Origin of the sequence: Caulobacter sp. Root487D2Y, from assembly GCF_001427165.1 — a bacterium.
Taxonomy (GTDB): Bacteria; Pseudomonadota; Alphaproteobacteria; order Caulobacterales; family Caulobacteraceae; genus Caulobacter.
On sequence record NZ_LMFD01000001.1, the window covers coordinates 19,013 to 32,181 of the forward strand.

At 69.5% G+C, this 13,169-nt stretch carries 11 protein-coding genes and 1 tRNA gene; 3 read left to right on the plus strand and 9 right to left on the minus strand.

Features of this window, described 5'->3' with window-relative positions; all coding sequences use genetic code 11:
* Positions 1-221: 221 nt before the first annotated feature.
* The 9 genes from ASD38_RS00090 to hemC form a co-directional block, all read right to left on the minus strand.
* On the minus strand, positions 222-2,255 hold the full coding sequence (locus ASD38_RS00090) for a TonB-dependent receptor plug domain-containing protein (protein WP_056456607.1): 2,034 nt from the start codon (positions 2,253-2,255) through the stop codon (positions 222-224).
* Between the two features lie 26 nt (positions 2,256-2,281).
* The gene (locus tag ASD38_RS00095) at positions 2,282-2,740 is read right to left on the minus strand and encodes a hypothetical protein (RefSeq protein ID WP_056456609.1); all 459 of its coding nucleotides are present in this window, start codon (positions 2,738-2,740) and stop codon (positions 2,282-2,284) included.
* A 487-nt stretch (positions 2,741-3,227) separates the two neighbouring features.
* Positions 3,228-5,222, minus strand: a complete 1,995-nt coding sequence (locus tag ASD38_RS00100; protein WP_056456611.1) for a TonB-dependent receptor plug domain-containing protein — start codon at positions 5,220-5,222, stop codon at positions 3,228-3,230.
* A 184-nt stretch (positions 5,223-5,406) separates the two neighbouring features.
* Complete coding sequence (locus ASD38_RS00105; RefSeq protein WP_235523731.1) at positions 5,407-5,799, minus strand: hypothetical protein; 393 nt, start codon at positions 5,797-5,799, stop codon at positions 5,407-5,409.
* Between the two features lie 346 nt (positions 5,800-6,145).
* Positions 6,146-6,221 (minus strand) — tRNA-Thr (locus ASD38_RS00110).
* Positions 6,222-6,307: 86 nt separating this feature from the next.
* Positions 6,308-7,867, minus strand: a complete 1,560-nt coding sequence (locus ASD38_RS00115; RefSeq protein WP_056456614.1) for a heme biosynthesis protein HemY — start codon at positions 7,865-7,867, stop codon at positions 6,308-6,310.
* A complete protein-coding gene (locus tag ASD38_RS00120) occupies positions 7,864-8,796 on the minus strand; it encodes a COG4223 family protein (RefSeq protein WP_056456617.1) in 933 nt (310 codons plus the stop codon). The genes ASD38_RS00115 and ASD38_RS00120 overlap by 4 nt, the downstream gene beginning before the upstream one ends.
* Before the next feature lie 43 nt (positions 8,797-8,839).
* The gene (locus ASD38_RS00125; protein ID WP_056456620.1) at positions 8,840-9,547 is read right to left on the minus strand and encodes a uroporphyrinogen-III synthase; all 708 of its coding nucleotides are present in this window, start codon (positions 9,545-9,547) and stop codon (positions 8,840-8,842) included.
* A gap of 5 nt (positions 9,548-9,552) precedes the next feature.
* Positions 9,553-10,509 carry a hydroxymethylbilane synthase gene (gene hemC, locus ASD38_RS00130; RefSeq protein WP_056456624.1) on the minus strand — a complete coding sequence of 319 codons (957 nt, stop codon included), beginning with the start codon at positions 10,507-10,509 and terminating at the stop codon, positions 9,553-9,555.
* A gap of 71 nt (positions 10,510-10,580) precedes the next feature.
* On the opposite strand from hemC, the gene tsaD reads away from it, so the two are divergent.
* From tsaD to ASD38_RS00145, 3 genes are all read left to right on the plus strand, one after another.
* The gene (gene tsaD, locus ASD38_RS00135; protein ID WP_056456626.1) at positions 10,581-11,684 is read left to right on the plus strand and encodes a tRNA (adenosine(37)-N6)-threonylcarbamoyltransferase complex transferase subunit TsaD; all 1,104 of its coding nucleotides are present in this window, start codon (positions 10,581-10,583) and stop codon (positions 11,682-11,684) included.
* A complete protein-coding gene (locus tag ASD38_RS00140) occupies positions 11,681-12,676 on the plus strand; it encodes an NAD(P)H-dependent glycerol-3-phosphate dehydrogenase (protein ID WP_056456628.1) in 996 nt (331 codons plus the stop codon). The genes tsaD and ASD38_RS00140 overlap by 4 nt, the downstream gene beginning before the upstream one ends.
* A gap of 144 nt (positions 12,677-12,820) precedes the next feature.
* On the plus strand, positions 12,821-13,102 hold the full coding sequence (locus tag ASD38_RS00145; protein WP_056438284.1) for a YciI family protein: 282 nt from the start codon (positions 12,821-12,823) through the stop codon (positions 13,100-13,102).
* Positions 13,103-13,169: the final 67 nt, after the last annotated feature.

A 13,169-nucleotide genomic window follows, 5' to 3' on the forward strand; every position in this document is an offset into this window, starting at 1 on the left:
CCCGGTTCGGCTTGGGGACGCCCAGCCATGCCCAAGCCGCCCCAGTATCCGCCTTGTGGCGGGGCGTGGGTCTCGCTTGGCGCGACCATCCGGTCGATGTCCACCTTCCACCCACGGCGGACGCTCATTCTGTCCGCTCTCGGCGCCGAGATCGGGGATCTCCAACGAAAAAGGGCCCCGTCTCGCGACGGGGCCCTTCTCGTTTCCGGTGAGCGCTGGGCTTACCAGGCCTTGCTGAGGGTCACGAAGGCGCGACGCTCGACTTCCAGGCCGGTGGTCTGGCGCTGTCGGCCTTCGGTCAGGTTCTGACCGCTGACCGCCAGGGTCAGGCCGTGGTCGAAGGTGCGGGCCACGCGGCCGCCCAGGGTGACGTAACCCTCGATGTCCGCCAGGACCGGGGTCTGGTCCGAGGTGTAGCCCTTGAAGTCGCCGGTGTAGTGGGCGAAGGCGTCGGCCGACCATTCGGCGTTCGACCAGCCGAACGACACGTTGGCCCGCACTTCCGGCGTCGTGGCCGAGAAGTTCGTCAGGCGGATGGTCGGCGAGAAGCCGGCGGTCGGCTGGTCGTCGACGTCGGTGAACGCCCAGTTGCCGCTCCAGTGGTAGCCGCCCGAGATCTTGCCCGAAGCGGTCAGTTCGACGCCCCACATCTCGCTGTCGCCCACGTTGCGGTAGCTGAGCAGCGGCAGGACACCCGGCGCGGTCGGCATGACATCGATCTGGGCCGAGGTCGGCTGGCCCTTCACGTCTTCGGTCTTCTGGGTGAAGACGCTGACGCCGGCCTTGGCGTCCAGGCCCGGCAGCGCGCGCTCGTAACCGACTTCATAGTTGGTGACGATCGAGGGCTCCAGGGTCGGGTTGCCGATCACGCCGATGGTGTAGGGACCGGCGGCGACCCGCAGCTGAACCGCGCCCAGGTCGACCAGGGTCGGAACCTGCACGCCGCGCGCGGCGGTGGCCTTGAAGGTGTCGGCCTGGGTCGGACGATAGACGACGCCGAGGTTGTAGCTGGCCTTCTTGATCGAGCGATCCCAGTAGGCGTTGGTCACGGCCGGGTAGCCGGCCGGGAACGTGCCTTCACGCGACAGGCTCAGGTCGTCGTAGCGGCCGGCGGCGGTCACGGCCAGCTTCTCGCTGATCGCCCAGTTCCACATGCCCGAGATCGAAGCGACCTCGTAGCTCAGCTTGCCGCCGACCAGCGGCGCGGTGTTGACCTGGTTCTTGCGGTATTCGCCGCCGATGCGGAACGTGTGGTTCGCGCCGATCTTGAACAGGTCCTGGACGCTGAGGACGTCCAGCTTGTTCTCGAAGCGGGCCGATTGGCCGACCACGACCTGCTTGGCCGTCAGATTGGTTTCATAGGCCGAGGCCTGCAGCAGGCCAAGACGGGTGTCGGAAGCCAGGGTCGCCTTGACCGAGGTCGTGACGTACTTGCTGGGCGAGTAGTCGATGTTGGAGACCACTTCGCTGACCTGGACGTTCGACCACGAGCCTTCGACGCGCAGTTCGGTCTTCTCGGTCAGCTGGGCGATGGTGTCGAGGTTGACCGAGACCCGGGCCGGGTCGGTCAGCAGGTTGGACGCAACGGCCGCGTTGGTCTTGTACTCGTCCATCTGGGCCGCGCCGGCCGACAGACGGGCGAAGAAGCGCTCGCCCAGCTTCACCGACTTGACCACCGACAGTTCGCCGTAGCCGTTCGTGCCGCCGGTGAGGGAGACGCTGCCGGTGTCATCGAACTTGGGGTTCTGGGTGATGATGTTGATCACGCCGCCCACGGCGTTGAAGCCAAACAGGGCGCTGTTGGGGCCCTTGACGACTTCGATCTGACGGATTTCCGACAGCTGCACCGGCAGGGTGGCCCAGGCGGTGTAGCCGTAGTGGTCCAGATAGACCTGACGGCCGTTGATCAGCACCAGCAGGCGCGGCGACATCGCCTGGTCATAGCCGCGGACGCTGACGTCCGAGGCGCCGGCGCCCCAGTTCAGCACGTCCAGGCCGGCGACGCGGCTGAGGATGGTCGGCAGGTCGACGGCGCCCGAGCGCTTGATGTCGTCGGCCGAGATGATTTCCATGGCGACCGGAACCTCGGTCGAGCGCTGGGGCGAGCCCGTGGCGCTGGTGGTCACCGGTTCGTTGAACAGCTGCTGCATCGCGCCGTAGTCGATCGACTGGGCGTGGGCGGCCCCCGTGGACGCCAGGGCGGCCAGGGAGAGGGCGAAGGTGGCCGAAACGCCGGCCAGAAGAGTCTTTTTCATGATTGTTTCTCTGGGCTCGAGCTGGATCAGACTTCGCGGATCATCATGCGGAAGGCGGCCTTGAAGACCGCGCCCACGGCGGCGGCGGCCGCGCGGTTGACGACGATCTCGACCTTGGGATCGGCCGAGACGCTCATCACGCAGGCGCCGCTGGTGGCGCAGGAGACGTCCGAACCGATGGTGATCAGCTTCTTGGCCTTGGCGGCCGCGCCGACATTGACGCCGGTGGTGACGTAGAGGGCGGCGACGCCGCTGACGCCCGAGACGGCCGAGGCTGCGTTCTTCTCGGCGACCGAGGCGGGCTTGGACGGGTCGAAGACCACGCCCAGCACGGCTTTGCCGGTCGGACCGTTTTCAAGGAAGGTCAGCGCGCGACCGGCGACCTGGACATCCTTGGCCGCGTCGGCGTGGGCGGCGCCCAACGGCGCCAGCGCGAGGGTCAGTGCGCAGAGCGCTACGGCGCCCCGGGTTTTTCTTTTCGACATCTTGCATCCCCTGCCCGAGTTTCTTCCGGGCTTCACGGAGCGTCTGATGTCGCCTCAATAGTAAACAAGTCCGTAAATCAATTTGGAGAACGCTGGTATTCAACGCACCGGATGAGATTGATCTATGTCAATTTGACAAGTTATCCGGTCTTCATGACTTAGCTATCTCACAGAGTGCGGTAACATCATTGAATGTGTAGCCGAAAATATAAACGATTTGGATCGTTTTCACCCACAATGAGCGGAACACGACCGATCGAATACCTGCTCTATTGAACCACGACTTCGATCTACTTGGCGCTGAGGAAAGCAAAGGCCTGCTTCTTCTGACGCGACAGTCCGCTTACGGACATTTTGTCGCAAGGCGGTTCGGAGGGGTGCGACAAATGCGCGAGACGCCGGGCAGACAGGACGCACGCTCCCGGACGAAGCGCGCGCCTGCCCCGGAGATCAGCGGCTTCGCCCCGAAGGACGAAGCCGCCTGGGATCACCAGGCCTTGCTGACCGAGAACAGCACCTGACGCTCGGCTTCGAGACCGCGGGTCTGCTTCTGTTGCTCGCTGAGCAGGTTCTGACCGCTGACCGCCAGGGTCACGCCGTTGTCCATCCGGTAGCCGACGCGGCTCGAGAGGGAGGCATAGGCCTTGACCGGCTTCAGGGCGCCGTTGGTGATGTCGTACCACTGGAAGTCGCCGACATAGTGCAGGTTGGCGTCGGCTTCCCAAGGACCCTTGACCCAGTCCGCGCCGATATTGCCGCGGGTCTCGGGCGTGGTCGACTCGAAGGCCGTGTAGCGGGCGACGGGGTTCATGCCGGCGAACGGCGTGTCCTTGACGTCGGTGTAGGTGTAGTCGCCGTGCCAGCCGAAGCCGCCGGCCAACTTGCCGGCCAGGGTCAGCTCGACGCCCTTCATCTTGGAGTCGGCGGCGTTCTTGTAGGTGAAGCCGGGATTGGTCGTCGCCGTGGGCATATAGTCAAGCGCCGCGGTGCCGAGACCGCTCTTCAGGCCTTGCCAATCCTGGGTGAAAAGCCGGACGCCGAGCTTGGCCGCCGCGAACTGGTGATCATAGGCCAGCTCGTAGTTGGTGACGATCGTCGGCTCCAGGTTCGGGTTGCCCAGCAGATAGACCGGCCCGGAGGCCAGTTGCACGCCGCCCAGCTCGATCAGGCTCGGCGCCTGGACGCCGCGGGCGTAGGAGGCCTTGAAGGTGTCCTTGGGCGTGGGGGTCCAGGCGGCCGTGAAGTTCAGGCTGGGTTCGCTGATGGTGCGGTCCCAGTTGCTGTTGTCGGCCAGCGGGATGCGCGCCGGGAAGACACCCTTGCGCTGCAGCTGCAGGCTGTCGATCCGCGCGGCCGCGGTGGTCGTCACCGTCTTGCTGATCGCCCAGTTCCACATGGCCGAGCCGGACCAGACGTCATAGCTGACGTCCGCTCCGCCGATCGGCGCCACGTTGAGCGTGTTGTGGCGGTATTCGCCGCCGAACCGGAACGTATGGGCGGCGCCGACCTTGAAGAGGTCCTGCAGGCTGGCCACCGTGATGGTGTTCTTCCAATGGACTCCGTTGGCGATGCCGTATTTCGCGTTCAGTTGGTTCTGATAGGCCTGGGCCTGGATCTGACCAAGGCGGGTGTCGGAGGTCAGCGTCGCCTTGCCCGAGGTGGTGATCATCTTGGTGACGGCGTAGCTGTAGCCGACCAGGCTGTCCTGCTGGGCGTTGGCCCACGAGCCTTCGAGACGCAGTTCGGTCTTCGGCGCCAGCTGGGCGACGACGTCGAGCGCGGTCGAGACCCTTTGCGGATCGTGCAGGGTGGCCGCCGTGGGCAGGGCGCCCGTGCGGGCCCATTCGTCACGCTCTTCGGCGCCCGCCGAGAAGCGCGCGGAGACCGACTGGCCGAACTTGTGGGTCGCGACCAGCGAAGCGCTCTTCTGACCATGATCGCCGACCCGGACGGTCGCCACGTTGCGGTTGTCGAACTTCGGGTTGAAGGTGATGATGTTGACGACGCCGGACACGGCGTTGAAGCCGAACAGCGCGCTGCCCGGACCCTTGACCACCTCGATCTGGCGGATCTCGTCGAGCTGCACCGGGATGGTCTGCCACATCGTCAGGCCATAGTGGTCGAGATAGACCTGACGGCCGTTAACCAGCACCAACAGGCGCGGCGAGCTGACCTGATCATAGCCGCGGACGGTGACGTCCGACTGGCCGGCCGAGAAGTTGAGCATGTCGACGCCGGCGACGCGCTGCAGGATGCCCGGCAGGGTCGTCTCGCCGGAGCGGCGAATTTCATCGGCCGAGATGATCTGCATGTCGGCCGGGGCTTCGGTGGCGCGCTGGGGCGATCCGGTGGCGCTGGTGGTCACCGGTTCGTTGAACAGCTGCTCCATCGCGCCGTAGTCGATCGACTGGGCGTGGGCGGCCGTGGCGGCCAGGGAGAGGGCGAAGGTGGCCGAAACGCCGGCCAGAAGTGTCTTTTTCATGATTGTTTCTCTGGGCTCGAGCTGGATCAGACTTCGCGGATCATCATGCGGAAGGCGGCCTTGAAGACCGCCCCGACCGCCGCGGCGGCGGCGCGATTGACGATGATCTCCACCTTCGGGTCGGCCGAGACGCTCATCACGCACGCGCCGCTGGCGGCGCAGGAGGGATCCGAACCGATGGTGATCAGCTTCTTGGCCTTGGCGGCCGCGCCGACATTGACGCCGGCGGTGACATAGAGAGCGGCGACGCCGCTGACGCCCGAGACGGCCGAGGCGCGTTCTTCTCGGCGACCGAGGCGGGCTTGGACGGGTCGAAGACCACGCCCAGCACGGCTTTGCCGGTCGGACCGTTTTCAAGGAAGGTCAGCGCGCGGCCCGCGACCTGGACATCCTTGGCCGCGTCGGCGTGGGCGGTGCTCAGCGGCGCGGCGACCAGCGCCAGCGCGCAGAGCACGATGCCGCTCCGGGTGTTTCTCTTCGACATTTCTTGCATCCCCTGACCGGATTTTCCGGACTTGTGGGAGTGGTGATGTCGATTTTCATGTGAACAAATCATTACAGTGAAATGTTCATCCATAACTAGCGGATCATCTCAAAGTAAAAATTAGAGCATATTCCATGTAAATATCGCGACTTATTGCCACACATTGGAAAAATTACACAAGGCAATCAAACTCATTACAAGTAGCAATGTAACCCCATACCGCATTCATACTGTCGAGCTTCATGGCGATTGATCGAACATGGTCGTTCGACGCGCTGTTTCGGGCAGGCGTTAGCCACGAGCTTGAGCAACGGGGGCGCTGTCCTAGAGCGGTAGACCGCCGGCGGGCATTTCGTCGCACGGCCTCGCGGCGGACGAATTTCCGCGAGCAAGCAGGCCCAGGCGCCAAGCGCCGCCGAACGCCAAGGGAAAAGGAAGGTGGTGCCGCTTACAGGACTCGAACCTGTGACCCCCTCATTACGAATGAGGTGCTCTACCAGCTGAGCTAAAGCGGCGCGCTTCGTCTCCGGGCCCGTCGAAACAGGGTCGGAAGACACTGGTGTTCCTGGCGCCAAATCACCGACCCGGCGCGAGGAGGGGCCTATTTAGCGGCGCGAGGGCCGCTTGCCAAGCGTCGGCGTGAACCGGTCTTGCGACGCGGCGCCGGACCGCTGGTTTCGGGCTCCGGCGACGGGGCCGGATCGAACCCGCCGGCGCCGCCCGCCGGCCCGATTCCCGGATCGTCGGGAATGGGCATCAGCGCGCCGCCGGTCTCGGCGGCCCGGACGAACGGCGTGGATTCCGCATAGGCCGACGGCAGTTCGGGCAGTTCGCTCATCGTGCGCTCGCGACGCTCGAAGCGGGGATGGATCAGCTCGCCGGTCTCGGCGTAGCTGACGGTCAGCCGCGCCCAGTCGTCCCGGGCATAGGCGAAGGCGCGGCCCTCGGGGTCCAGATCCGACCAGTCGGGCTCCTGCGGCGCGGCCGCGCCCCGGGCGACCCAGGCGCGAGCCTCGTCGGCCTCGCCGCAGGCATAGGCGACCCGGGCCATCAGGCCGGCGATCCGGGCGGTCAGCGCTTCTTCCGGAAGCAGCCGGGCGGCAGCGCGGGCGGCGATCGGATCGCCGCCGATCAGGGCGCTCTCGACCTTCAGCAGCCGGCTTTCGCGGGCTTCGGGCTTCAGATTGGCCAGGGCGGCCAGACGCGTGGCGCGCAGCTTGGGGGTCTCGCTGGTCTTCAGGTCGCGATAGGCCAGCCACAGGGCCGGGTGCGGGGCCTGCTTCCAGGCGTGCTCGATCAGGGCTCCGGCCTTGGCGGCCTTGCCCTCGGCGGCCTGCAGGCGCGCGGCCATCACCACGCCCGGCGCGAAGTCGGGCTTGAGCTTGGCGGCCTGGGTCGCGAAGTCCAGCGCCTGGGCCAGGACCTTGGGATCGTCGGACTCCTCCAGCCCGCCGGCGGAGGCCGCCAGCAGGGCGGCCCGCGCCCGTTCGGCGACCAGCGGCGGAACGATCTTGCGCTCCAGCGCGCCCTGGACCAGAGCCAGGGCGGCTTTCCAATCACCCGCCTCCAGGCGCGCCTCGAGAAGCGCGCGCCAGGCCCAGCGGGCGGTCTTGGCCAGGCCGTAGGCCGTCTCGGCGTGCCGCAGGGCCAGGGCCCTGTCGCCCTCGGCCAGGGCGGTCTGCATCAGGCCGCGCAGGCCCGCCAGACGCATCTCCGGGAAGCCGAGCATGGCGTTGTAGGCCTGGCGCGCGGCGACGTGGTCGCCGGCCGCCTCGGCGGCCTGGGCGGCCAGGACGCGAACCAGGGCCGGGGCGTCCTCGGCCAGTTCGGACGCCTTCTGCGCCAGGCGGCGGGCCTCGGAACCATCGCCGGCGGCGACGGCCAGGAAGCCGCGCGACAGGGCCTCGACGCCTTGCTTGCGCTTGGCGTCGGCGCGGGCGCGGGCGGCGCGTTGCGGCGCCTCGACCACCCACAGCAGACCGCGCCACAGGATCGTGGCCACGAGAGCGGTGAACAGGGTCAGCAGGGCGGCGGCGGCGGCGGTCATCTCGACCCGCCAGCCCATCCAGTCGAGGCTGGCCGCGCCCGGCTCGCCGGTCAGGGCGACCACCGCCACGGCGATGGCGGCGACCACGAAGAAGACCAACGTCGCGCGGATCATGGGGTCACCGAAACGGGCGGCGCGTTGGACGGGGCATGGGGCGGGGCGGCCTCGCCCTGGGCGCGCGTCACCTGGACCATGCCGGCCAGGGCCTCGGCGCGGATCGCGGCGATGTGACGGTCGATCTCGACCCGGCGCTCGGCGGCGGCGCGCCAGGGCGCCAGCACGGTCTGGGCCGGGGCCGGCAGACCCTCCAGGGCGGTAAGCGCCCCTTCGATGTCGCCTTCGTTCAGCAGCTTCTGCGCGCGCGCCAGGACCGCGTCGGGCGTCGCGCCCTGGGTCGAGCCGACCTGGCGGATCGAGACGATGCTGGACAGGGCGTGCCGCAGCCGGGCCAGGAAGTCGGCGTTGCGGCCGGGATCGCGGGCGGCGACGGCGGCGCGGCCGGTCAGGGTCTCGAACTCGGCGGCCAGACCCGCGCGGGTCGGCGCGCCGTCCCGGGCCAGGCGCGCCAGGGCCCGCAGGTCGGGCGACAGCGGCAGGACGCGCTCCAGGCTGGCCAGTTCCTCGGCGAACGGCCGGGCGGTGCGGGCCGCGTCGGCGAGCGTGGCGGCGGCCAGGGCCGCGCCGGCGGCGTCCAGGGCCCGCTGCTGACCCGTCTCGAGGACCGCGACCCGGCCCTCCAGCTGCGCCACGTCCTCGGAGGCCGGCGGCGGGACCGCGGCGACGCTGGGCGCGCCGTAGAGCGGCGGGACGGATCCAGCTGGAGCGGGCGGGGGCGCGCTCGCGGCGGACGGCTGGCTCGCGGGCGGCGCCTTGGGACCCGAGAACCAGGTCGGACCGAATCGGGCCAGGGCCGCGCCGATCGCCACGCAGACGATCCCGAAGGCGATCACCGCCCAGAAGCCGGGCCCCAGCAGGCGGCGGCGCCCATACAGCGCCGGGTCGCGCGGAGCAACGGATTCAACGGGGTCGGGAGCGAGCGTCATGCGCCATTCGTGCCCCACGCCGCCGCGCCGCGCAATCGTTCAGCTAGAGCGTGAGCAGATCCAGCAGCGCGGTTTCGTTGGGGTGCGGCGCGCAGACCACGGACGCCAGGCGGCCGTCCTGCTCCGCCGTCCCCAGCGCTCCGGCCACGGACGGCGACAGGCACAAGGCCCGAAGGCTGGGCGCGGGGCGGGCCTTCAGCACCCGGGCCAGCTTGCCGGCCGCGCGCGGCGAATAGAGCAGGACCGCGGCCATGGTTCCCAGCTGAGCCAGGGTGGCGGGTTCGGGATCACGCTCGACCGTTTCATAGACCGCCACGCGCCGGGCGGTCAGGCCGGCCGCGACCAGGGGCGAGACAAGGTCGCCGGCGGGCGCCAGGGCGCTGGGGTGCAGCACCACGCCGCCGATCCGGCCCCTCTGGCCCACGATCAGCGCCGCGAGGGCGCCGACGTCGCCGTCAGCCGAGACCACCTCGGCGAAGCCGGCCTCGCGCGCGGCTCGGGCGGTGCGGTCGCCCACCGCGAAGGCGGGGCGGCTCCTGTCGGCGCACAGGCGGGCGAAGGCCTCCACGCCGTTGACGCTGGTGAAGGCCAGGGCCGCCACGCCGTCCAGATCGATCGACGGCGAGAGAGCGACCACCTCCAGCAGCGGATCCACCAGCGGCGGCAGGCCCATGGCCGCCAGGCGCGCGGCGGTCTCCTCGGCCCCTGGCGAAGCGCGCGTGATCCAGATCCGCGGCGCCGCCGCCACCATCGGCCTTACTCGGTCAGGATGAGGGCTGGACCGCCCTCTTGGCGAACGGCCGCGCCCAGGTCGAGGCCCAGGGCCCGGGCCTCGTCGGCCGCGTCGGCGCTGGACAGGACGATCGAACCCTCGCGGCGGAAACGCTGGACGCCGTCCGGGGTCAGGGCTTCGACGATCATCGTCAGGGCCAGGCCGTCGAGGCGCGCATAGGCGCCGATCGCCGTGCGGCACGAGCCCTCCAGGGCGTAGAGCGCCCCACGCTCGGCGGCGACGGCCAGGGTCGTGGCCTGGCAGCGCACGGCTTGCAGCCAGGGCAGATCGACGTCCTCGGCGCGGGTCTCGATGACCAGGGCGCCCTGGCCCGGCGCGGGCGGCGCGGCCAGCGGGTCGAGCCAGCTCTTGGTCAGATGGCCCAGGCCCAGGCGGTTCAGGCCGGACTGGGCCAGCAGGATGGCGTCGGCCTCGCCGCGCTCCAGCTTGGCCAGGCGGGTGTCGACATTGCCGCGCAGCATCACGACCTCGAGGTCGGGCCGCACGTGCAGGGCCTGGGCCTGGCGACGAAGGCTGGCGGTGCCCAGGCGCGCGCCCTTGGGCAGGTCTTCCAGGCGCTCGGCGACATGACTGATGAAGGCGTCGCGCGGATCCTCGCGCTCGGGCACGGCGGCCAGGACGAGACCTGGCGGCAATTCAGCAGGCATGTCCTTCAGCGAATGGATGGCGCAGTCGATGCGGCCGTCCAGCAGCGCCTCCTCGATCTCCTTGGTGAAAAGGCCTTTTCCACCGATCTCCATCAGCCGGCGGTCCTGGATGCGGTCGCCGCTGGTGACGATCGGGATCAGCCGGGCGTAGGCGTCCAGATCGTCCCCGCCGCTCCAGCCGAGCGCCTTGGCGATACGGGCCTGCATCAGGCCGGACTGGGCCAGCGACAGCTTGGAGCCGCGCGCGCCGATACGGATGGGTTGCCGGGACAAGGTTCGAACGTTACCTGCAAGGTCGAAAGACGCCTTGCCTGCTACAGGAGCGGCGAAGCGGCCGCAACCGAATGACCCCCTTAAGGAAAATGGGCCTCACCATCCTTGGACTGGAAACCAGCTGCGACGAGACCGCCGCGTCCGTCGTGCGCCGGGACGAGGACGGCCGTGTCGAGGTGCTGTCGTCGATCGTCGGCACCCAGTTCGAGCAGCACGCCCCGTTCGGCGGGGTGGTGCCCGAGATCGCCGCCCGCGCCCATGTCGAGGCCATCGACGCGGTGGTCGCCCAGGCGATGCGGACGGCGGGGATCGGCTTCGACGCCCTGGACGGGGTGGCCGCCACGGCCGGGCCCGGCCTGGTCGGCGGGGTGATGGTCGGCCTGGCGTTCGGCAAGGCCGTGGCCCTGGCCCGCGACCTGCCGCTGGTGGCGGTCAACCACCTGGAAGGCCACGCGGTCTCGGCCCGGCTGGGGGCGTCGATCGACTATCCGTTCCTGCTGCTGCTGGTCTCCGGCGGTCATTGCCAGCTGCTGGAAGTGGCGGGCGTGGGCGCCTGCACCCGCCTGGGCACCACGATCGACGACGCGGCCGGCGAAGCCTTCGACAAGATCGCCAAGAGCCTGGGCCTGCCCTATCCCGGCGGCCCGGCCCTGGAGGCGCTGGCGGCCAGCGGCGACCCCTCCAAGTTCGACCTGCCGCGCGCCCTGCTGGGCCGCAAGGACTGCGACTTCTCGTTCTCGGGCCTGAAGACCGCCGCCGCGCGGCTGGCCGAGAAGGTCACGTCACAGCAGGAGCGTGCCGACCTGGCCGCCGCCGTGCAGTTCGCCATCGCCCGCCAGCTTTCGGAACGCACCGACCGGGCCATGAAGCTCTACGCCGCCGGCCACCCGGACCAGGCCCTGCGCTTCGTCGTGGCCGGCGGGGTGGCGGCCAACGGCGCGGTCAAGGAGGCGCTGCGGAAGAACTGCGCCGACAACGGCTTCAGCTTCGACGCCCCGCCCCTGGCCTACTGCACCGACAACGCCGCCATGATCGCCCTGGCCGGGGCCGAGCGGCTGGCGATCGGCATTTCCGACGACCTGGACGCCGTGGCGCGTCCGCGTTGGCCGCTGGACGAGGCGGCGGCGTTATCCAATCCGAGCAACAGTTTCGGTCGCAAGGGAGCCAAGGCATGACGTTCGAACATGTGGGCGTCATCGGCGCCGGGGCCTGGGGCACGGCCCTGGCCCAGGTCGCGGCCCGCGCCGGCCTCCGGGTCACCCTGCAGGCGCGCGAACCCGAGGTCGTGGCCTCGATCGCCGCCGACCGCGAGAACACCATGTTCCTGGCCGGGGTGAAGCTGGAGGCCGCCATCGCCGCTTCGGCCGACATGGCCGCGCTGTCGGCCTGCGACCTGATCCTGGCCGTGCCGCCGGCCCAGCACCTGCGCTCGGCGCTCACGGCCCTGAAGCCGCACCTAGGGGCCGGCGTCCCGGTGGTGCTGTGCTCCAAGGGCGTCGAGCAGGGCACGCTGAAACTGATGAGCGACGTGGCCGCGCAGGTGCTGCCGGGCCAGCCGATCGCCGTGCTGTCGGGGCCCAGCTTCGCCGGCGAGGTGGCGCGCGGCCTGCCCACCGCCGTCACCCTGGCCTGCGAGGACGAAGACCTGGGCCAACGGATCGGCCAGGCCATCGCCATCCCGACCTTCCGTCCCTACTGGGCCGCCGACGTGATCGGGGCCGAGGCCGGCGGGGCCGTGAAGAACGTCCTGGCCATCGCCTGCGGCATTTCCGAGGGCAAGGGCCTGGGCCGCAGCGCCCACGCCGCCCTGATCACCCGCGGCTTCGCCGAACTGACCCGCCTGGCCGTCGCTTTGGGCGGCAAGAGCGAGACCGTCGCCGGCCTGTGCGGCCTGGGCGACCTGGTCCTGACCTGCTCCAGCCCGCAGTCGCGCAACATGAGCGTCGGCCTGGCCCTGGGCGGCGGCCAGACCCTGGAGCAGGCCCTGGCCGGCAAGGTCTCGGTGGCCGAGGGCGTGGCCTCGGCGCCCGCCGTCCGCGCCCTGGCCCGCTCCCTCGGCGTCGAGACCCCGATCTGCGAGGCCGTCGCGGCCATCCTGGCCGGCGAGGTCGGCGTCGACAGCGCCATCCTGGGATTGCTGTCGCGGCCGTTGAAGGCGGAGGCCTGAAGCGCCGCGTGGCCTTCGAGGCTCGCCTTCGGCTCACGCCTCAGGATGAGGTAAGTGGGTTGTTTCTGAATTCCTCATCCTGAGGCGCCCGCGCAGCGGGCCTCGAAGGACGCAGGGCCCATCCCCAAGAAAGGACCACCGCCCATGCCGCTCTACGCCATCGTCTGCAAGGACAAGCCCGGCGCGCTCGAAACCCGCCTGGCGACCCGCCCGACCCACCTGGACTACCTGAACAACAGCAAGAACCTGAAGCTGGCCGGCGCCCTGCTGGACGACGACGGCAATGCGATCGGCTCGATCATCGTGGTCGAGGCCGAAGACAAGGCCGCCGCCCAGGCCCAGGCCGACAACGACCCCTTCACCGCCGCCGGCGTGTTCGAGAGCGTCGAGGTGCATTTCTGGCGTCTGGCGATCGGCAGCCTCTAACAATCGTTGTCATCCCGGACGAGCGCGCAGCGCGAAGGTCCGGGACCGACGCGTGAACGCATGCGCT

Coding starts and splice junctions, on each gene's coding strand:
- ASD38_RS00090 (WP_056456607.1), bottom strand. CDS start 2,255: ATGAAAAAGACTCTTCTGGCCGGCGTTTCGGCCACCTTCGCCCTCTCC.
- ASD38_RS00095 (WP_056456609.1), bottom strand. CDS start 2,740: ATGTCGAAAAGAAAAACCCGGGGCGCCGTAGCGCTCTGCGCACTGACC.
- ASD38_RS00100 (WP_056456611.1), bottom strand. CDS start 5,222: ATGAAAAAGACACTTCTGGCCGGCGTTTCGGCCACCTTCGCCCTCTCC.
- ASD38_RS00105 (WP_235523731.1), bottom strand. CDS start 5,799: ATGGATGAACATTTCACTGTAATGATTTGTTCACATGAAAATCGACAT.
- ASD38_RS00115 (WP_056456614.1), bottom strand. CDS start 7,867: ATGATCCGCGCGACGTTGGTCTTCTTCGTGGTCGCCGCCATCGCCGTG.
- ASD38_RS00120 (WP_056456617.1), bottom strand. CDS start 8,796: ATGACGCTCGCTCCCGACCCCGTTGAATCCGTTGCTCCGCGCGACCCG.
- ASD38_RS00125 (WP_056456620.1), bottom strand. CDS start 9,547: ATGGTGGCGGCGGCGCCGCGGATCTGGATCACGCGCGCTTCGCCAGGG.
- tsaD (WP_056456626.1), top strand. CDS start 10,581: ATGACCCCCTTAAGGAAAATGGGCCTCACCATCCTTGGACTGGAAACC.
- ASD38_RS00140 (WP_056456628.1), top strand. CDS start 11,681: ATGACGTTCGAACATGTGGGCGTCATCGGCGCCGGGGCCTGGGGCACG.
- ASD38_RS00145 (WP_056438284.1), top strand. CDS start 12,821: ATGCCGCTCTACGCCATCGTCTGCAAGGACAAGCCCGGCGCGCTCGAA.